At 45.2% G+C, this 18,550-nt stretch carries 19 protein-coding genes; 10 read left to right on the top strand and 9 right to left on the bottom strand.

The genetic code is table 11. From position 1 onward, the window contains the following. Positions 1-4 precede the first annotated feature (4 nt). On the bottom strand, positions 5-952 hold the full coding sequence (locus BMX84_RS09505) for an alpha/beta hydrolase (protein WP_177165531.1): 948 nt from the start codon (positions 950-952) through the stop codon (positions 5-7). Between the two features lie 154 nt (positions 953-1,106). Between BMX84_RS09505 and BMX84_RS09500 the strand changes: the two genes are divergently transcribed. The 6 genes from BMX84_RS09500 (at position 1,107) to BMX84_RS09475 (ending at position 5,678) form a co-directional block, all read left to right on the top strand. Continuing rightward, a complete protein-coding gene (locus BMX84_RS09500; RefSeq protein ID WP_091489213.1) occupies positions 1,107-1,424 on the top strand; it encodes a rhodanese-like domain-containing protein in 318 nt (105 codons plus the stop codon). Further along, positions 1,425-3,083 (top strand): FAD-dependent oxidoreductase, encoded by a 1,659-nt coding sequence (locus tag BMX84_RS09495; protein ID WP_091489212.1) that lies wholly within the window; start codon positions 1,425-1,427, stop codon positions 3,081-3,083. Then, on the top strand, positions 3,076-3,372 hold the full coding sequence (locus BMX84_RS09490) for a rhodanese-like domain-containing protein (RefSeq protein ID WP_091489210.1): 297 nt from the start codon (positions 3,076-3,078) through the stop codon (positions 3,370-3,372). The genes BMX84_RS09495 and BMX84_RS09490 overlap by 8 nt, the downstream gene beginning before the upstream one ends. 1 nt (position 3,373) lies before the next feature. Continuing rightward, a complete protein-coding gene (locus BMX84_RS09485; RefSeq protein ID WP_091489208.1) occupies positions 3,374-3,634 on the top strand; it encodes a metal-sensitive transcriptional regulator in 261 nt (86 codons plus the stop codon). A 273-nt stretch (positions 3,635-3,907) separates the two neighbouring features. Then, complete coding sequence (locus BMX84_RS09480; RefSeq protein WP_091489207.1) at positions 3,908-4,306, top strand: PepSY domain-containing protein; 399 nt, start codon at positions 3,908-3,910, stop codon at positions 4,304-4,306. 727 nt (positions 4,307-5,033) lie between these two features. Then, entirely contained in the window at positions 5,034-5,678 is a 645-nt protein-coding gene (locus BMX84_RS09475; RefSeq protein ID WP_091489231.1) for an HD domain-containing protein, read from the top strand. A gap of 21 nt (positions 5,679-5,699) precedes the next feature. Here the strand turns inward: BMX84_RS09475 and BMX84_RS09470 are convergent, their stop codons facing one another. Continuing rightward, positions 5,700-6,590 carry a CPBP family intramembrane glutamic endopeptidase gene (locus BMX84_RS09470; protein WP_091489205.1) on the bottom strand — a complete coding sequence of 297 codons (891 nt, stop codon included), beginning with the start codon at positions 6,588-6,590 and terminating at the stop codon, positions 5,700-5,702. Positions 6,591-6,718: 128 nt separating this feature from the next. Here BMX84_RS09470 and BMX84_RS09465 point away from each other — a divergent pair, with 128 nt between their 5' ends. The 4 genes from BMX84_RS09465 (at position 6,719) to BMX84_RS09450 (ending at position 10,793) form a co-directional block, all read left to right on the top strand. Next, a complete protein-coding gene (locus tag BMX84_RS09465; protein ID WP_091489204.1) occupies positions 6,719-7,507 on the top strand; it encodes an ABC transporter ATP-binding protein in 789 nt (262 codons plus the stop codon). Then, the gene (locus tag BMX84_RS09460) at positions 7,497-9,161 is read left to right on the top strand and encodes a hypothetical protein (protein ID WP_091489202.1); all 1,665 of its coding nucleotides are present in this window, start codon (positions 7,497-7,499) and stop codon (positions 9,159-9,161) included. The genes BMX84_RS09465 and BMX84_RS09460 overlap by 11 nt, the downstream gene beginning before the upstream one ends. A gap of 141 nt (positions 9,162-9,302) precedes the next feature. Next, on the top strand, positions 9,303-10,316 hold the full coding sequence (trpS, locus tag BMX84_RS09455) for a tryptophan--tRNA ligase (protein ID WP_091489201.1): 1,014 nt from the start codon (positions 9,303-9,305) through the stop codon (positions 10,314-10,316). A 30-nt stretch (positions 10,317-10,346) separates the two neighbouring features. Then, the gene (locus BMX84_RS09450) at positions 10,347-10,793 is read left to right on the top strand and encodes a GNAT family N-acetyltransferase (RefSeq protein WP_091489199.1); all 447 of its coding nucleotides are present in this window, start codon (positions 10,347-10,349) and stop codon (positions 10,791-10,793) included. A gap of 217 nt (positions 10,794-11,010) precedes the next feature. Here BMX84_RS09450 and BMX84_RS09445 read toward each other — a convergent pair whose 3' ends face one another. From BMX84_RS09445 to BMX84_RS09415, 7 genes are all read right to left on the bottom strand, one after another. Continuing rightward, a complete protein-coding gene (locus BMX84_RS09445) occupies positions 11,011-12,612 on the bottom strand; it encodes a SulP family inorganic anion transporter (RefSeq protein ID WP_091489198.1) in 1,602 nt (533 codons plus the stop codon). 234 nt (positions 12,613-12,846) lie between these two features. Beyond that, the gene (locus BMX84_RS09440; RefSeq protein WP_091489196.1) at positions 12,847-14,091 is read right to left on the bottom strand and encodes a glutamate-5-semialdehyde dehydrogenase; all 1,245 of its coding nucleotides are present in this window, start codon (positions 14,089-14,091) and stop codon (positions 12,847-12,849) included. Positions 14,092-14,119: 28 nt separating this feature from the next. Further along, positions 14,120-14,932: a glutamate 5-kinase gene (proB, locus tag BMX84_RS09435; protein ID WP_091489195.1), complete on the bottom strand. Its 813-nt coding sequence runs from the start codon at positions 14,930-14,932 to the stop codon at positions 14,120-14,122. 153 nt (positions 14,933-15,085) lie between these two features. Then, positions 15,086-16,300: a hypothetical protein gene (locus BMX84_RS09430; RefSeq protein WP_091489193.1), complete on the bottom strand. Its 1,215-nt coding sequence runs from the start codon at positions 16,298-16,300 to the stop codon at positions 15,086-15,088. Between the two features lie 13 nt (positions 16,301-16,313). Then, on the bottom strand, positions 16,314-17,162 hold the full coding sequence (locus BMX84_RS09425) for a hypothetical protein (protein WP_091489191.1): 849 nt from the start codon (positions 17,160-17,162) through the stop codon (positions 16,314-16,316). After that, a complete protein-coding gene (locus BMX84_RS09420; protein WP_091489190.1) occupies positions 17,159-17,848 on the bottom strand; it encodes an ABC transporter ATP-binding protein in 690 nt (229 codons plus the stop codon). The genes BMX84_RS09425 and BMX84_RS09420 overlap by 4 nt, the downstream gene beginning before the upstream one ends. Continuing rightward, positions 17,845-18,225, bottom strand: a complete 381-nt coding sequence (locus tag BMX84_RS09415; protein ID WP_091489188.1) for a GntR family transcriptional regulator — start codon at positions 18,223-18,225, stop codon at positions 17,845-17,847. The genes BMX84_RS09420 and BMX84_RS09415 overlap by 4 nt, the downstream gene beginning before the upstream one ends. Between the last annotated feature and the right edge of the window lie 325 nt (positions 18,226-18,550).

Raw genomic sequence — 18,550 nt, 5'->3', positions numbered from 1 at the left:
TCAGTTAATCTATTTTTGAGAGGTATTTGGATAAAAAGCCTTTAATACGTTTCCGGTATTCTTCTTTATTTGTAATATACCCGTAGGCGTGTCCGGCTTCAGGGACGATATACAGTTCTTTTGGACAGCTGGCCGCTTCATAGACATCATAAGCCATGTGGGTGGGAACAAACTGATCGTTGCTTCCATGAATAAAGAGGATCGGAGTCCGGCTCTTCTGAACTTGTTTTTCCGGGTTGGCTTCGCCGAACCAGTAACCTGCTTTGATTTTCGTGATAAAGCTGGTCAAGGGTATAAAGGGATACTGCGGAAGCTTGTACATGGTTTTTAATTGATGCGCCATTTCTTTGGAAACTGAACTGTACCCGCAGTCTTCCACGATCGCTTTGACATTAGAAGGCAAAATTTCACCGCTGACATTCATCACTGTTGCGCCTCCCATACTTAGGCCATACAGGATGACTTCGGTGTCTGCACCGAATTTTTCGATCATCTGCTGGATCCACAAGACATAATCCTCTCGTTCATGCCAGCCGAATCCGATATAATCGCCTTCGCTTTCGCCGTGTCCGCGCGCATCCGGCAGCAGGAGATTGAATCCTAGGTCATAATACAGTTTGGCCCAGGGAGCCATATCCCGGTTACTGCCGCTGTAACCGTGGGCGATGATGGCTACTTTTTTTGAAGCTGTTTTTGCCGGTATGAACAGACCCGAAAGCAGCAGACCGTCTGTGGCCCGCTGGACCAGTATGTCTTTTTCGACAGTCTGGTACCACCTTTTTTCCTTTTCCCAAGGATCATCAGGGTATATGTCTTCCATACTGTACTCGGCAACAAATTCTTTTTTGCTGATACCCACAGCGGTTTTATAAAGATATGTACTTGCAAAGGTAAACAAACTGGTCGTCAAGCCTACTGCTCCAAGTAAGCCCCATTTCATTCGCTTTCTCATAGGATAAGCCTCCTTTAAATCATTGATTCCATTATAACGTAGAAAATTGAAAAAAATGCGAAGTTTTTTATTTATCACGCTTGACATCCTGGTTTATAAGGTTTAGTATACCTAGTGGGGTATCCAAAAAAGAAAGAAAGCAGAGGAGAATAGCATGTTTGGACTTTTTAATCGTATACCAACTATTACAACTAAACAGTTAGAATCGGAATTAAGCAAGAAACCTACTGTGTTAGATGTGCGTATGCCAGGCGAATACCGTCAAGGGCATATCCCGGGATCGAAAAATTTCCCGCTAAATAAAATTGAACAGTATAAAGGTAAAACAGACGACAAACTATATGTTATTTGTCAGTCAGGAATGAGAAGCAAACGTGCGGCGTCAGCACTTCAGAAGAAAGGTTATGATGTCGTTAATGTACGTGGCGGAATGAATCAATGGAATGGAACAGTACGAGGAGGAAAATTATAAATGAGTAAAGTAGTTATTGTTGGAGGCGTAGCCGGTGGTATGTCAGCCGCAACACGTCTGCGTCGTTTAGATGAAAATGCAGAAATCATTATTTTTGAAAAAGGTCCTTATGTATCTTTCGCAAACTGTGGTTTACCTTACTATGTATCTGGTGAGATCGCAGACCGCAGCAAGCTATTGGTTCAGACACCGGAAGCCTTGTATGAACGTTTCCGTTTAGATGTCAGACCTGAACATGAAGTCTTGTCTATCAATGCAGAAGACAAAACGGTAACAGTGAGAAGCAACGGAGAAGAATCAACTGAGAGCTATGACAAACTGATCCTTTCACCAGGAGCCAGACCTTTTGTTCCACCGATCGAAGGATTGAATGAAACAGAGAATGTTTACACCTTAAGAAACGTTCCGGATCTGGACAAGATCATGAAACGCATCGATGGAACGAACCCTAAAAAAGCGGTCGTTATCGGTGCCGGCTTTATCGGTATCGAAATGGCTGAAAACCTGAAACACAAGGGTATCGATGTTGTTGTCGTTGAGAAAGCACCTCAAGTCCTGCCGCCGTTAGATGAAGAAATGGCTGTCTTCGTTGAAAACGAAATGGAAGAAAACGGCATAAAAGTCATCACATCTCAATCTGCAGTTGCCTTTAAAGACAAGGGTCAGCGCGTAATATTGGAAGACGGAAGTGAACTGGAAACAGATATGACCGTCATGTCCGTAGGTGTTCAGCCTGAAAATACTTTAGCAGAATCTGCAGGTATCGAGCTTGGATTCCGTGGTGGTATTTTAGTGGACGAAAATTACGAAACAAACGTTTCTGACATTTATGCAGTCGGAGATGCAATCGTCGTTAAAAACCAGATCACAGGCGCAGATGCGTTGATTTCTCTTGCATCGCCAGCAAACCGTCAGGGACGTCAAGTGGCTGACATTATTGCCGGGATGAAACGCAAGAACAAAGGAAGCATCGGTACAGCGATCGTTCGTGCCTTCGGACTTACTGCCGCATCAGCGGGACTCAGCGAACGCATGGTGAAAATGGCTGGTCTTGATGTTGCTTCTGTTCACACATTAAGCAAAGACCACGCCGGTTACTATCCTGGCGCCACAGACATCACATTGAAACTGGTATTCAACCCGAATGACGGGACCATTTATGGTGCGCAGGGTGTCGGTGTCAAAGGTGTCGACAAACGTATCGATATCCTTTCAACAGCGATCAAAGCAGGTCTGACTGTTTACGATCTTCCTGAACTTGAATTCACTTATGCCCCACCATTTGGTTCAGCTAAAGACCCAGTCAACATGATCGGTTATGCTGCGCTGAATATCATTGAAGGCATGAGCGAATCTGTACAGTGGCATGAACTGAACAGCGAACTTGAAAATGGGGCTGTCCTGTTAGACGTAAGAAACGAATCTGAACTTGAAGCATCAGGACGTTTCCCTAACTCAGTCAATATCCCGCTGAACGATCTGCGTGACCGTATGGATGAACTGGACAAAGACCAGACCTACGTCATCAGCTGCCGCAGTGGTCAGAGAAGTTATATCGGCGAACGCCTGCTCAAGCAATCAGGCTATAAAGTGAAAAACTTAGATGGTGCTTTTGCACTGTATCAAACTGTAAAACCGGAGGAGCTCGACTATGTATAATTCAATCAGTATGGATGAATTTGGTCAAAAACAGAGAAAAGAAGACATCAATATTATAGACGTCAGAGAAACAGGTGAATTTGCATCTGGTCACATTCCAGGCGCTGTCAACGTACCTTTAAGCGAATTTGCTCAGCATCTCGACAAAATCGATAAAGACAAAGACTATTATGTCCTTTGTCTGTCAGGTGCACGCTCTTCTGTTGCATGTGACTTTTTAGGAAATAATGGGTATACTGTAACTAACGTTATGGGCGGCATGTCTGCCTGGAGAGGAGACATCGAGTAAGATGGTAAAATGTGACAAAAGCATCCTTAATCGCTTGAAACGGACTGAGGGTCAGATCAGAGGCATTCAGCGTATGCTCGAAGAGGAAAAAGAATGTTCAGATCTTGTCACACAGTTATCGGCTGTCCGTTCCAGTGTGGACCGAATCATGGGTCTGATCGTTGCAGAGAATCTGAAACAGTGTGTTGAAAATCCTGACGCAGATCCTGAAGAACAGGCAGAGAAAATTCAAAAAGCGATCCAGTTAGTTATAAAGAAATAATGACTGGAAAACAGACCTTGCTCTATGAGCAGGGTCTGTTTTAGTTTGCAGAAAAACATTAAACATGATTAAACGAATGGTTCTTGGTAAGATAAATAGTAGAATCAGCTAAACTCTTTTTAGGAGGAGATAGAGATGTCTAAAGTCAAAGCGGTGAAGTATGGCCTTCTTTCTTTATAAGCTAGTCTTCTGCTCGCAGGATGTAATGGAGAAGATGAGCCGACTGAAACAAGCCCTAGTGAAGAAGAGACAGCGGGGATACAAGGTATCGAGTTGCCCGTTCCATTAAATAATGCAATAGATCTATTCTATGAGACGTTTGAATCGGAAGATATCAGTATTGATTCGATTCAGTTTGAAGAAGATGATGGACGCTATATTTATGCCTTCGATGGTTGGGACGGCGAGTTTGCCTATGAGTTGAAAGTCGATGCGGAAACGAGTGAAGTCTTTGACCAGGAGCAGGAAGAAGACAGTGAAACAGAAGATGAGTTGAACCTGGAAGATATCATTGATCCGATAGAAGCCATGGACGCCGCGCTTGAAGCCAGCGGGTCAGGCTATGTGGAAGAGTGGGAACTGGAAGGAGAAAACGACCAGACGATTTATGATATCGATGTCGAAGACGGCGACGATCAGCGAATCGATGCTGTTTCCGGCGAAGCGGTGTAAGCATGTACATCGGAGACACGACATGAATGATCTGAAAGAAGAGTCCACGCGACTCTTCTTTTCTATTTTCATCTTGAGGGAAGTTGTTTTTGGGGGAATCAGAACAATTCTAAGACGATAACCGGAACTGAAAAGAGAAAGCTGAGATGAGTTTTTATTATGAACGCTTATAGTCGCAACTGCATGCAGGGAATGAGAGCGAGTTACTGTTATCGGCGCATATAATTATAACTGAAGGAGAAAGATATGGAAGAGTTTCTATTATTAGTGACTTTAATAGGAACTGAAAGACCTAAAGTGGATAGAGTTCCTGCTAATATCCGCTATAGTGGGAACTCGACGTCTATGTACGACACCGGTTGCCGATATGAGCGCTAATAAACGGAACTCAGAGACTTTAACACGTGCGAGTTCCTGAAATAAGGGCTCATTCCCGGAACTGAGTGTCGACAATGGTATGAGTTCTTGGAATAAGGGGTCATTCCCGAGACTGGAGCTCAGCAGCGGCGACGAGTGCCTGAAATAAAGCCTAATTTCCGGAACTGAGTGTCAGCAGAAGCGACGAGTTACTGAAATAAGTGATTATTCCCGTAACTGGACACCTGAAAAAAGGTGAGCTTCGGGAATCGTCCTCAAATAACATGAATTCGATACAGCGCTTAAACTTTTTTAGGTGAATGGTTTCTGAATGTGTTAAAGTGAAGAAAAAGAAAAAGGGATGTCTGAAATGTATAATGAAACGATAATCAATGATACGAAAGAGATGGTACGGGGGAAGCTCTTGAACGAAGGGACCGGACACGACTGGTACCATATCGAACGGGTATGGAAAACGGCTGTGACTCTGGCTGAAAAAGAAAAGGCCAACCGGTTTATCGTCGAACTTGCTGCCCTTCTGCATGACTTGATCGATGACAAACTCGTCTCCAACAAAGATGAAGCGGTGCAGGAAGTGATGTACTGGCTGGAAGGCGTCGGGGTCACGTCAAAAGACAGCGAACGGATACTGGAGATCATAGAAACGATCTCCTTCAAAGGCGGTAATTCTAAAAAGCTGCACACCCTAGAAGCGCAGATCGTCCAGGATGCGGATCGTCTGGATGCCATCGGTGCCATAGGTATCGCCCGCTGCTTCGCTTATGCCGGGAGCAAAGGTGATCCATTGTTTGATCCGGAACTGTCTGTCAGAGAAAAGAATACGGAAGAAGAATATCGTAAAGGAAAATCCAGTGCTGTCCATCATTTTTACGAGAAACTGCTGAAACTGAAAGACCTGATGAATACAGGGGCGGCCAGAGAAATGGCGGAAGAACGCCATGCCTTTATGGAAGACTACTTGACGCACTTCTTCAATGAATGGGAAGGTCACTAGAAAAAAGACGGTCACGTACATTTAATACGTGACCGTCTTTTCTATGTGTTCTAAATTTTCAGCATAGGGGCTTTGATCGCTTGTTATGGACCGGAATATTCTGGCAAAAAGGAAGATCACGATAAACAGTCCAACGATAAAAATGACGGAAAAGACAATAAAGTCAGTCGGCAGTCCTTCTGACGGCTGTAATAAGCTCTCAACGGCGGCATCCTCGTCACTTGGCACAAGAAGTGCTGGCAGAATAACGAGTAAGTTATACAGACTGTGCGTGAAGATAGCATAGAATAAATTCTGGTATTTCACATAAACCAGAGCACACAACAGGCCTAAGAGCAGCTGCGGGATGAAGAGTGAACTGAAATGAAAAATCATAAAGAGCAATGAACTGAAAATGATGCCTTTTTTAACGGAATACTTATCCACCCATTTGTTCATTATGTAGCCGCGGAAAACGATTTCTTCAACGATCGGTGCCACGATAACAGCGATGACAAAGAGGTATGACGCAGACAAACCATCATCGGTGGATATCTGTTCAAGGTAAGGGATGAGCCGGTCAAAAATATTCGGGATAAACGAAACGATGGTCAGCAGGAATATGGAAAAACTTGTAGCCACAACAGCTATGAGCAGTGTCCAGCCAGCTATCTTAAGCAGGTCGTGCCCTTTTTTAGGCGTCGAATGGGCCACAGCATCGATACTCAATGCCTGCTTTTTCATCTGGGAAACCACTATTTTATAGACCAGAAAATAAAGCACGCTGTCAGATAAGATACGGACAAAAGAAAAGTGTTCACCGGCAAAAGCGAGCAGCAGTACCGTGGTCAAAATGGTCACAGCGATGAAGGATAGAATGGTCCATCCCAGGAGTCCCCAAAGCGACGCGTGCTTGAATGACTTCTGATACATTAGATTCCCTTCTTTCAGTTTTTGTTTTAAGTATAGACTAGCACAATTCAGTCTGGAATCATATTATGAAGGCTACAACTGTGAGATTTATGATAAACTAGGGTCAAAGTGAATCGAAGGAGAAGTATATGAAACCAATCGTAGAATTAGTCGATGTAACCAAGCAGTTTGACGGGACACCGGTACTTAAAGGCGTGACCTTTTCCGTGATGCCCGGTGAGATCATCGGCTACATAGGCCCGAACGGTGCGGGAAAAAGCACCACCGTAAAAATAATTTTAGGTATGCTGAAAAAAGACGCGGGAACTATAAGGCTGTTCGATCAGCCGCTTGACCCGAACGATGTGACGTATAAAGCGCGTATCGGGTATGTCCCCGAGAATGCGGAACTGTATGAAACGCTGACAGCGAAAGAATATCTGCTGTTTGTCGGTGAACTGTACGGAATGGAAGAGAAGGAGATCGTTGAAAGAGCCGTGCAGATGATGGATGCACTAGGCATCAAAGACGCTTTTCATGGACGTCTGTCCAGCTTTTCCAAGGGGATGCGCCAGAAAGTGCTGATCATATCCAGTCTGATCCATGATCCGGATATTTTGTTCTGGGACGAACCGCTGAGTGGTCTGGATGCCAACAGTGTGCAGATCATCAAGGAACTGTTAGCCAAACTGAAACAGGAAGGCAAGACGATTTTTTATTCTTCTCATGTCATGGATACCGTTGAAAAGTTGAGTGACCGGATCCTGATCCTGCACGACGGTCATGTGGTCGCAGACGGACCGTTCAGTGAACTGAAAAAAGAAGCGGCCGGGACACTCGAGCAGCTCTTCAATACCCTGACCGGCTTTGACCAGCATGAAGCCCTGGCAGAGCAGTTCCTTAAAGGGATGAAAGGGGAAATCACGCATGATGCGTAATGTGTTCGGCACGGGGGAACAAGCAAAAGAACCGGTCTATCTGAAACTGATCGATCAGCTGGCTCCTTTGTACAGCAAAGTCGGCGTCGACTACCGGCAGATGCGGACTATACTTGAAATGAAGATGACGATGGACAGCCGGAAGGAAGCCGTCATCCAGGGCATGGGATCCAATGCCAAGCAAAACGAAGAGAAGAATCACTTCTTTTCAAGCTTGTGGGTCTATGCGATCATCAGTGTGTTTCTGTTGTTCCTGTTTGTCTATGACAACTGGGTCTTCCAGTACACAACTTATTTCAGCTACATCTTCATCATGCTGTTTTCGACGATGCTGGCGAATTTTTCCAACATCCTGCTGGATACAAAAGACGCTGAACTGATCGGGACGAAGCCGGTCTCGCAAAAGACCATCGGAGCAGCCAAAGCGACGCATATCGGCATTTATCTCGTATCGTTCACCTTTGCCGTGGGGCTGGCCGTCATGCTGGCGACCTTCTACTTCAATGGCATCCTGGCTGGTCTCCTCATTATCTTCCTGACGTTTCTATCTTCATTATGGGCACTCGGCTTGACGATCATCATGTACTCAACCGTCCTGAAGCACTTTGACGGGGAAAAGCTGAAGAACATCATTGCCTACAGCCAGATCGGTGTGTCCATATTTATGGTCATGGGGTATTACCTGATGGGACAGATTTTTGAGGTCATCGATCCAGAAACCTTCCTGGTTGAAATGAACCTGTCAGTGGGCCATGCCCTGCTGTTTCCGATGTGGTTCGTAGCCCCGTTCGGTCTCTTGCAGGAAGGCATTCAAACCGTCTATATCGTTTACACACTCTTTCTGATTGCGGGAACCGTTGCTATCGGGATTCTTTATAATTTAAACAGTGATAAAATAGACAGCAATCTTCAGAAGATGGACAAGGCAAAAGCCAAGCTGTCCAGTCGTTCTTTTCTGGAGAACGGCACAGCGAAGTTGCTGAGTTTTAGTTCACTGGAAAAGGCCTATTACCACTTCACCTGGCAGCTGACGAAAAATGAGCGGGAGTTCAAGACGCGTTTATATCCGTCGATAGCCAGCGCGATGATCTTTCCGCTGTTCATGTTCTTCTCAAGTTTGAGAGGCGATCAGCCGATCACCAGTCAGAATACACAAACCTTTTTATATCTGCCGTATTTTACGATGCTTGCCATCCCGATGATTGCTGTAGCCACACAGTTTTCTGTGAATTATAAAGGGAGATGGCTCTTTGAATTAAGTCCAAAGCATGCCAAGGGTCCTTTCTTGCGAGCGGTGACGAAAGTGATGCTGGTCAAGATCCTGTTCCCGATGTATGGCCTGATCAGTCTTCTGATCGTCATATTGACGGGATTTATTTACAGTGTCCAGCTGCTGAACGGCTTTTTACTCATGAGCGCCATTCTATACTTTGAGATGAAACGGTCCAGTCAGGGGCTGCCGTTTTCCAGAAAGTACGCCGCATCGGAAGCCAATCAGGGCTGCATGGCCAGTCTCATTTTCTTTATACCGGTATTCGTGATTTCATTAGCTATGATCCTGCTTCAGTCCTTTGTCCCTTATGCAGAATGGGGTGTCTTAGTGGCACTCATTGCTTTGAATGCCTGGTGGATGAAAAAGGGGTTCAATAAATAAGGCGCATAAGGATGATGTAAGTGGAAAGAAGCTTACCAGAATAAGCACGAGAGAAAGGAGAAGAGGCTTTTTCTCCTTTTTTTTCAGCCCTAATTAAGATACAATTAAACCAATCAGATAAATTAGAGGAGATTATTAAACATGGAACGAATCATATTAACCGGAGACCGTCCGACCGGGAAACTGCATCTTGGTCATTACGTCGGCTCACTGCAGAACCGTTTGAAACTGCAGGAAGATGAAAACACTAAAGTCTTTGTCATGATCGCCGATCAGCAGGCTTTGACCGACAACGCGAAAAATCCTGAAAAAGTACAGCAGAACTTAGTGGAAGTAGCGCTGGACTATCTGGCAGTTGGCCTGGATCCCAAGAAGACCACGATATTCGTGCAGTCCCAGATCCCTCAGCTTCCTGAATTGACGATGTATTACCTGAACCTGGTCACAGTTGCGCGTCTGCAGCGTAACCCGACAGTTAAATCGGAAATATTGGAAAAAGGTTTCAACGAAAGTATTCCTGCCGGCTTCTTCATGTATCCGGTCAGTCAGGCCGCCGATATCACGGCATTCAAAGCGACACATGTGCCTGTCGGTGAAGATCAGAAACCGATGGTCGAGCAGACACGCGAAGTGGCGCGCGACTTTAACCGCACCTACGGAAAAGACGTTCTGGTCGAGCCGGATATCATCCTGCCGGCAAAAGGCTCAGGCCGCTTAGTCGGTATCGACGGCAAAGGAAAGATGAGTAAATCACTGAACAACGGCATTTATCTTTCCGACAGCGCCGATGAGATTCAGAAGAAAATCATGAAGATGTACACGGACCCGAATCATATCCGTGTGGAAGACCCCGGTCAGGTCGAAGGCAATGTCGTCTTCACCTATCTGGATGTATTCGATGACGACAAGGAAAAAGTTCAGGAGCTGAAAGACCAGTACCGTAAAGGCGGTCTGGGCGACGTGAAGATCAAGCGTTACTTGAACGATGTCCTGCAGGCGAAACTTCAACCGATCCGTGAACGTCGTGAAGCCTTTGCCCAAGACAGAGGCGCCGTCCTTGAAATGCTGAAAGAGGGCAGTCTGAAAGCGGAAGCCGTTGCAGCTCAAACGCTGGACGAAGTCAAAGAAGCGATGGGCATCAACTATTTCAAGTAAATCTCTTAAACATAAAGTGAAGTGACGCGTATGATGGAACTGAAACCTGTAACGAAACATAACTATCTGATGGTGGTGGATCTCAAAGTCCATCCCCATCAGGAAAAGTATGTTGCCCAGAACTGGCTGTCCCTGCTTGAAGCCAATTACGAGAGCGACAAATATCCGTTTGCCGTCTACCACGACGGAGATCCTGTCGGCTTCATCATGTGCAGCTATTATCCGGCAGATAAAGCGTACCCCATCGCTTCCTGGTGGCTGGAACGCTTTATGATCGATAAGGACAAACAGGGCCAGGGTTTAGGCAGACAGGCTCTCACGCTCTTTTTGAGGGATTTTAGACCGGATGAAACAGTTAATGAAGTGAGACTGGGCGTGGAACCGGAAAACGACAAGGCGATCCGGCTGTATGAATCGTTTGACTTTGTCAAAGAAGGCGTCGTTGAAGGGGAACACGTCTACGTCAGAAAATGGTAAAAAGAAGAGGATATGGAAAAGCATGCACTGGCTCAGAGCCACTGCATGCTTTTTAGTCTTTGTGGATTCAAGTTGTGCCGGCTGACGAACAGGAATAACAAAAATCACTTCCACCGACCCGAGGATTGAAGCTGTTTCGGTGGAAACAGCACCCTATACAATAATGAAAAAACCCGGCAGAATCTGAGGATCCTGTCGGGTTTATCAAAATAATCAATTATACATATGGGAACTCGATCAGGTCAGTATCCACATCATCGATATGGACAGAGGCCAGAACGTCTGCGTTGCGGAACAGTTTCTTGCAGTCATCGCTGAGTCGGACGATTCTAAAGGTTTTACCCTGTTCGGCGTAGCGCTTCGTTATCGAACTGATGGCTTCGACCGCCGAATAATCGGATACTTTGGCATATTTCAGATCCAGCACCACGTCGTCCGGATCATTATCGAAATCAAAGATATCTTTAAAGTTCAGCACCGAGCCAAAGAAGATCGTTCCATTGATTTTATACATTTTTTCGCCGGCTTCGGTCTCTTCAACATTGGCATAGATCACTTTCCCTTTTTCCCAGGCAAAGATCAATGCAGAAACGACGACGCCCACAATGACTGCGGTAGCCAGGTCTGCGAAAATAGTGATGAGTGAGACGACCACGATAACCAGGATATCCTGGGCTGGGACTTTATTCTTATAGCGCAGGCTTTCCCATTTAAATGTACCGATGACGACCATGAACATGACGCCGACTAAACCGGCCAAGGGAATGGCATTGATAAAGGCAGAACCGAACATGATGAAAAACATCAGAGCAGATGCCGCAACAAGTCCTGAGATACGACTTCTACCGCCGGATTTGATATTGATGATGGACTGACCGATCATGGCGTCTCCGCCCATGCCGCCGAAAAAGCCGTTGACGAGGTTCGCGATTCCCTGAGCAACGATCTCTTTATTCGTACGGCCGCGTGTGTTGGTCATTTCATCAATGACTTGCAGGGTCAAGACGGCTTCGGCCAAGCCGACGAGCCCACCGATCACTGCGTAAGGAAAAATAATGCGCAGCGTCTCCAGATTGATCGGCACCATTGGCAGATGGAAGCGAGGGAAGCCGCCGCTGATTTCCATTCCAGCAAAGTCCTGTACGTTCTGAAGATGGATACCATTACGACTCATGGCAACTGCGATAACGGTCATGATAATGATCGCTATCAGACTGGAAGGGATCGCCTTGGTAAGTTTAGGAACAAAGTGGATGATGAGCATGGTCAGGACGACAAAGAACAGCATGAGTGCGATCTGAGGGCCGGGCAGCCAGACGGACTGCATGACTTCGCTCCCATTGACGACTGACGTCTGGTTGACCTTGAATAGGTCCCATTGTGAGAGGAAAATCACGATAGACAAGCCATTCAAGAAGCCGAGCATGACAGGATAGGGGATGATCCGGGCGTACTTGCCGAGTTTCAGGACACCTATGAGTATCTGAAGGATTCCCATCAAAACGACGGTGGCGAATAAGTACTCCAGGCCATGGACGGCGATCAGTGAAGCGAACACCACTGAAATAGCGGCAGTGGAAGAACTGATCATACCTGGTCGCCCTGAGAATATTGCTGCGACAAAACCGATCATCACGGCCGTCTGCAGGCTCAATATCGGACTGACCCCAGCTACAAAGGCGAAAGCGATGGATTCTGGAATCAGTGCTAATGCGACGGTCAGACCTGAAAGAAAGTCATCTTTCAGTAGTTTCTTGTTTTCGACCAGCAGTTGTATCGGATTGAATGTGCCGGTTTTCCTGTCTTTAATAAATTGCATGTTATCTACTCCTTCTCCGGTGCTTTGATTAACAACAAAGCTCATAAGATAAAAGCATACCATATTTTAACCTTGGGACCTACAACAAATAGTGATGTGTAAGGTGTTTTCTGAAAATACCGGTTACAAATAAGAAGTAAATGCTTTCATCTGTTCACAAATTAAACGGGTGCTTTTTCAGGATAAAAAAATAGACAGCTCTGAGCTGTCTATTTTGAGTATTGAGTTAGAAAATCAACGAACCTGTCCTTCACCAAAGATGATGTATTTGGAAGAGGTCAGTTCAGGCAGTCCCATTGGCCCTCTGGCATGCAGTTTCTGCGTGCTGATGCCGATCTCTGCACCGAAGCCGAATTCAAAGCCGTCGGTATAGCGCGTTGACGCATTGACGTAAACCGCTGCAGAATCCACTTCACGGTGGAAACGCTGGCCGGCAAAGTAATCGTTCGTCACGATCGCTTCCGAGTGACCGGTACTGTATGTGTTGATGTGCTCGATGGCATCATCTAAAGAATCAACGACTTTAACAGCCAGGATATAATCCAGATATTCTGTTTCCCAGTCGGCTTCTGTCGCAGGGGTGAAAGCTTTCAGGTGTTTCTGAGCGCCTTCGTCCGCACGAAGTTCGACCTTCCATTCATTCAGAGCTTCTTCGATGACGGGAAGATAGTCTTCTGCGACGTCTTTATGGATCAATAGAGTCTCAGCCGCATTACAAACGGACGGACGATCTGTTTTGGCATTGACGATGATGTCTTTAGCCATATCAAGCTGGGCGGACTGGTCGATATAGACGTGACAGTTCCCCGTTCCAGTTTCAATGACCGGCACCGTTGCATTTTCAACGACCGCTTTGATCAGGTTGGCTCCGCCGCGGGGGATCAGAACGTCTAGATAACGGTTCAGCTTCATCATTTCGTTGGCCGAGTCGCGTGACGTGCCTTCGACTAATTGAATCGCTGTTTCAGGCAAAGTGCTTCCTTTAAGTGAGGCACGGAGACTGGTCACGACAGCAAGATTTGAATTGAACGCTTCTTTTCCGCCACGCAGGATGACGACGTTACCGGATTTGAAGCACAGTCCGGCTGCGTCTGACGTGACGTTTGGACGGGCTTCATAAATGATACCGATGACGCCCAGTGGAACCGACTGCTTGCCGATTCTAAGGCCGGCGTCGTTGGTCCACATGCTTTCGACCAGTCCGATCGGATCAGGTAGTTTGGCAATATCTTTCAGTCCCTGAGCCATAGCTTCGACCCGTTCTTTCGTCAAGGTCAGTCGGTCCAGCAGGGATTCTGAGATGCCGTTTTCTTTTGCGGCTTCTGTGTCCTTTTTATTGGCTTCGATTATCTTATCTGTATCGTTTAAAAGGCCTTCCGCCATTAAAAACAGCGCCTCATTTTTTGCTTTAGAAGAGGCCTGAGCCAGCTGACGTTCAGCCTGTTTTGCATGTTTACCGAGTTCGATCAATGTTTCCATCAGTCATTCTCCTTCCGTCTATTCCTTCTTATTCCTTCGAGAATAAGGTTCCTTCGTCTTCACCGTTTAAGATCCGGAACAAAACCGTCAAGTCCGATCCGTTGGCTAACACCATGCGTTTGTCGGCTTCCAGGACGATTTGGGCCGCATTCAGTTTGGTGATCATGCCGCCGGTACCGAATTTCGATGTGGCATCCTGTGCTAGATCAAGGATATCCTCTGTCACTTCGCTGACGACGTCAAAACGCTTGGCATCATCGTGTTTCATTGGGTTCTTATCGTAAAAGCCGTCAATGTCCGAGAGCATGATCAAAAGGTCCGCTTCCGTGAGTTCAAGGACGATTGCGGACAGGGTATCGTTATCCCCAAAGCGCGTTAGATGGTCCAGTTCTTCGACAGAGACCGTATCATTTTCATTGACGATCGGGATAACATTTTTGACCAGAAGCTGTTCAAAAGTATTGACCGTATTTCTTCGGCTCACAGGGAAGTCGGTAACATCTTTCGTCAATAAGACTTGGCCGATCTGGTGACCGTAGTGGTAGAAGAACTTGCTGTAAAGACTCATGAGTTCAGTCTGACCGATAGAGGCGATTGCCTGCTGCTCGGGTATCGTTGCAGGACGTCTGGTCAGGTTCATGCGGGACAAGCCGACACCGATGGCACCGGAAGAAACCAGAATGATTTCTTTACCCTGATTCAACAAGTCGCTCAACACGAAGGATAGTTTTTCCATCTGCTGCAAGTTGATGGCCCCGTTCGGGTACATGATCGTGCTCGTCCCCACCTTGATGACGATGCGTTTGCTTTCTCTGATTTTCTTTCTCGTTTCGTTAGTCATATAGTATCCATTCTTTCTTTAATAAGAGTTCTGTACTGTCACTTAACTTTCCATAGTATAACAAGTAATATTGCTAATTACCAGAATAGCTTGAAGCACCGGCTGAAAGACAAAAATCCCTCTCTTTTTTATAAGAGAGGGGAGAAAATAGATCTAGTTACGTGAAGGGTCAAGCCTGTATTCCATCACTTCTATAGTGGTGTAACCAGCTTCTGTCATATCCTTAGGCATTACAGTTCCTTTAAAGAGGGTCTCCTGTGTGTGTACATCCGTGATCTGGAAGATCGGACGACTTACCTCGTCGACGTACTCCTGTCCATAAGTATACAACTTGCCATCTAAAATCGTAACGCTTTGATTGAAGCGGTCACTATAAAAGGAACTGTCTTCCTGCCCCATTATCGGTGTGGCCATTTCCAATGTGCCCAGTAAGGTCATTTCTTTATCATCTGGATTCATTTCATACAATTCAATGCTTTCGTTCAAGGGTTTACCCACATAAATAGTATCATTATCTGAGAAAAGAAGGGTCTCTTCTTCAAAAGGAGGAATCTCGATCACTTCTTGTGCCTGCATATCATAGGCAAAGTAACCACTCGTTTCTGTCCTGAAATCGTAGTCCGATACAACGGTTTGTCTGACAGTCTTGAGAGGGATATAGCGCTCAGTTTTATCAGACAGCTGACTGACAGATAATGTTTCATTCTTATCCAGATAGCCTGAAAGATCGACGACCTCGGTCAGCGCTTCTGTCGGATTTTCTATATCGAATGTGTAGACTAAATTACGGGAAGTGTCGGAAACACCGCTTCTGTTTACAAAAATCGTTAAGGTCGGGTAGTCGATATAGGTGGCATAGATGTCATTATAAGCATTATCACTCCCTATAGTAACAGAGTAAGCTTCTTCTTCATCTGAGGCTTTATCTAAAACAGAAATGGTCATCTGATTATTGAAAGGACTGTTCCAATCCACATCTGTTTTTGATCCAGCATAGATGAGATGCTGATCTGTTTCTGTGTATTGTTCAGGACGGCGGCTTTTTCCGCGCATAAACGTCCGGTAGTTATCGACCAGGTTATTTAATTTAGGATCGAAGCTGTGATCCATACGTTTAAGAAATGGTTTTTCTTGAAGATAGGTAAAAGAACCCTCGTCAAATTCTATGGTCGAGCTGTTTGAAAAATTTTGAGAATGAGAGACATAACCAAAAAAATCGACAGGTTCTATATACTCGGGCTTGCCTTCTGTTGTAACGACTTTCATTTGGGAATAAGGTGAACTAGCCTGGGCCTTATATATGCTGAAACCGATGAAGGTTAAAGCAATGAGCAGGAAGAGGCTCGTTAATTTAACGTATTTATTCATTTTTCCATCCTTTCTATACAGTGATTTTTTTATTGATTAAGTGGTGGCTCGTAAAGATCGAGAGAACACCAACAGCAACTATTAGAACTATTTCTATGATCATCAGTTCAGAATCATACAGTATATACTGGTTATTCAGCAGATTAGGTATAAAGAAGGGGAAAAGCACAAGACTTAAGGCAGCTATTCCATAAAGAATACCCATCGCAATGCCTTTGAATGAATAACTTCTCTCCATCAGGATAACGGTAAATAAAACAAGCAGGACAACGATTCCTACTCCATTGACCATCAGGAAGTAACTGAAATCCAATGGGAAAAGATAGAGGAACAAGGGATTCATTTGTATGGACGCTATCAAACCTATGTCATTGAAGTATGCACTTTCGATAATAGCCGACACGATCGGGTGACCGATAAAGAGTGAAAGCATCTGGGTTGCAATTAGTGTGAAAATACCAATGAAAATAGTGATAAATTTAGAAAAGAAGAGACTCATCCTCGAAACCGGCAGCATAAGCAGTCGGTAGGCAAAGGTGTTTTTTCCGAACCACTCTCTATACCAGATGAAAATAGAGTAAAGGAGAAGACCACTGACCCCAATCGCGATGGGTCCGGCGATCCAGAGCGTTTGTGTGACATCGTAGAACGAGAAACGGCCGAACGCGTCGAGTGCCTGCTGGGTCGTGGCGGAATTTTGAGTGATATATTCATTGATTTTTCCCATATGCTGCATAGGAGTGTAAATGTAACCAACCAGGTTGAGCAGCAGGGTCAATCCCATCAATGTGAAAAGAAATTTAGACAAGCGTTCCATTTCGAAATTCGTTAATTTAAGTAGTGTATGTAGTGATTTTTTCATTGATTATAAACCTCCCTCATAACGTCGACGACTGATTTGCCTTCAGTTTCACGCATTTCTTCCGCATTGAATTCTTTATATATCACACCATTATCCAAAAGGACGACTTTATCCAGAAGATGTTCGATGTCATAGATTTCATGCGTCGTGATCAAGACACCACGGTCTTCAACCAGGCGACTGCTGAAGACTTCCGTGATCTGTTCGCGGGTGAAGATATCGATACCTGAAAAAGGTTCATCCATTAATACATAATCCACATCTAAAGCCAGTCCCATAAGTAGATTTACTTTGGCCTGATTCCCTTTCGACAGTTCAGAGATTTTGTCTGGCATGTTCAGCCGGAAAAAGCGGACGATTTCTTTCGCTCGTTTACAGTTCCAGCTGCTGTAATAATCTTTCATAAAGTCCATGGCTTCATGTACAGTCATTTGAGGCAGCATGATGGCAACGTCAGGAATAAAAGCGACTTTATTGTACATAGCCGGACTCATTTTTTCACCGTCGATGGTTATTTCTCCCTTTTTAATAGGCGTCAGGTTCATTATGGCGTTCAGGATCGTTGTTTTCCCAACGCCATTGACGCCGACAAGACAGGTGATCTCGCCTTTGTTGGCGGTGAAAGAGATGCCGTCGAGCACTTTTTTACGCCCAAAGCTCTTGTGTACGTTTTTAAGTTCTATCATTGCGTATCCTTCTTTCTTGTATGCATTTTTTTCTCTATAAGATGTACGATGTCATCCAAAGGAATGTCGATGGGATCGATGGCAGAGACAAAGGTGTTGACCGCCTGATCCAGCCATTCTCTTTTTAACTGATTGAGCACCGACGCGTCTGCAGTCACTCGGCTCGGACGATTGGGTTCTGTATAGATCAAGCGCTGTTCCTCCATTTCGCTGTAAGCCCGCTGGACAGTGTTCGGGTTGATTTTAAGCTGGTTAGCCAGCTGTCTTCGTGAAGGCATTTCGTCTCCCGGATCAAATTCTCCTGATACGATCTGCCGTTTGAAATACTGTATGACCTGGAGATAGATCGGGTCTCTTTTATTGAAGGTTACATTCAACTGGTTCAGTCCTTTCCAAGAAAAGTAAATGAGTAAGCGAGCAACTGTATTAAATGTTTAATACACTAAGGATAAAAAAATACAAGGTGTATCAAGTGGATAGTACACCTGCTAGCTGTATTATATACATGATACAGCTGCTGTGTCAACGTGAAAATGAAAAAACTGAAAAGATCTTCAAGAATGAATGATCAGGCTGCGGGCCTGATCAAGACCTTATTGAATTTAGACCGGTTATTATTGATGATTGGGATTGCTCATATAAGGATCACCGTGGGTACGTCGAATGAGAGCATCATTGGCATCACTCAGACACAAAACACCG

It is taken from the genome of Alkalibacterium putridalgicola (assembly GCF_900109825.1).
In the GTDB taxonomy this organism is placed as follows: domain Bacteria; phylum Bacillota; class Bacilli; order Lactobacillales; family Carnobacteriaceae_A; genus Alkalibacterium; species Alkalibacterium putridalgicola.
This window is presented reverse-complemented; position numbering and strand designations above follow the sequence as displayed.

Bases quoted from the DNA above. Each gene is read 5' to 3' on its own strand.
- BMX84_RS09505 (WP_177165531.1), bottom strand. From the start codon at position 952: ATGAGAAAGCGAATGAAATGGGGCTTACTTGGAGCAGTAGGCTTGACG.
- BMX84_RS09500 (WP_091489213.1), top strand. From the start codon at position 1,107: ATGTTTGGACTTTTTAATCGTATACCAACTATTACAACTAAACAGTTA.
- BMX84_RS09495 (WP_091489212.1), top strand. From the start codon at position 1,425: ATGAGTAAAGTAGTTATTGTTGGAGGCGTAGCCGGTGGTATGTCAGCC.
- BMX84_RS09490 (WP_091489210.1), top strand. From the start codon at position 3,076: ATGTATAATTCAATCAGTATGGATGAATTTGGTCAAAAACAGAGAAAA.
- BMX84_RS09485 (WP_091489208.1), top strand. From the start codon at position 3,374: ATGGTAAAATGTGACAAAAGCATCCTTAATCGCTTGAAACGGACTGAG.
- BMX84_RS09475 (WP_091489231.1), top strand. From the start codon at position 5,034: ATGTATAATGAAACGATAATCAATGATACGAAAGAGATGGTACGGGGG.
- BMX84_RS09470 (WP_091489205.1), bottom strand. From the start codon at position 6,590: ATGTATCAGAAGTCATTCAAGCACGCGTCGCTTTGGGGACTCCTGGGA.
- BMX84_RS09465 (WP_091489204.1), top strand. From the start codon at position 6,719: ATGAAACCAATCGTAGAATTAGTCGATGTAACCAAGCAGTTTGACGGG.
- BMX84_RS09460 (WP_091489202.1), top strand. From the start codon at position 7,497: ATGATGCGTAATGTGTTCGGCACGGGGGAACAAGCAAAAGAACCGGTC.
- trpS (WP_091489201.1), top strand. From the start codon at position 9,303: ATGGAACGAATCATATTAACCGGAGACCGTCCGACCGGGAAACTGCAT.
- BMX84_RS09450 (WP_091489199.1), top strand. From the start codon at position 10,347: ATGATGGAACTGAAACCTGTAACGAAACATAACTATCTGATGGTGGTG.
- BMX84_RS09445 (WP_091489198.1), bottom strand. From the start codon at position 12,612: ATGCAATTTATTAAAGACAGGAAAACCGGCACATTCAATCCGATACAA.
- BMX84_RS09440 (WP_091489196.1), bottom strand. From the start codon at position 14,091: ATGGAAACATTGATCGAACTCGGTAAACATGCAAAACAGGCTGAACGT.
- proB (WP_091489195.1), bottom strand. From the start codon at position 14,932: ATGACTAACGAAACGAGAAAGAAAATCAGAGAAAGCAAACGCATCGTC.
- BMX84_RS09430 (WP_091489193.1), bottom strand. From the start codon at position 16,300: ATGAATAAATACGTTAAATTAACGAGCCTCTTCCTGCTCATTGCTTTA.
- BMX84_RS09425 (WP_091489191.1), bottom strand. From the start codon at position 17,162: ATGAAAAAATCACTACATACACTACTTAAATTAACGAATTTCGAAATG.
- BMX84_RS09420 (WP_091489190.1), bottom strand. From the start codon at position 17,848: ATGATAGAACTTAAAAACGTACACAAGAGCTTTGGGCGTAAAAAAGTG.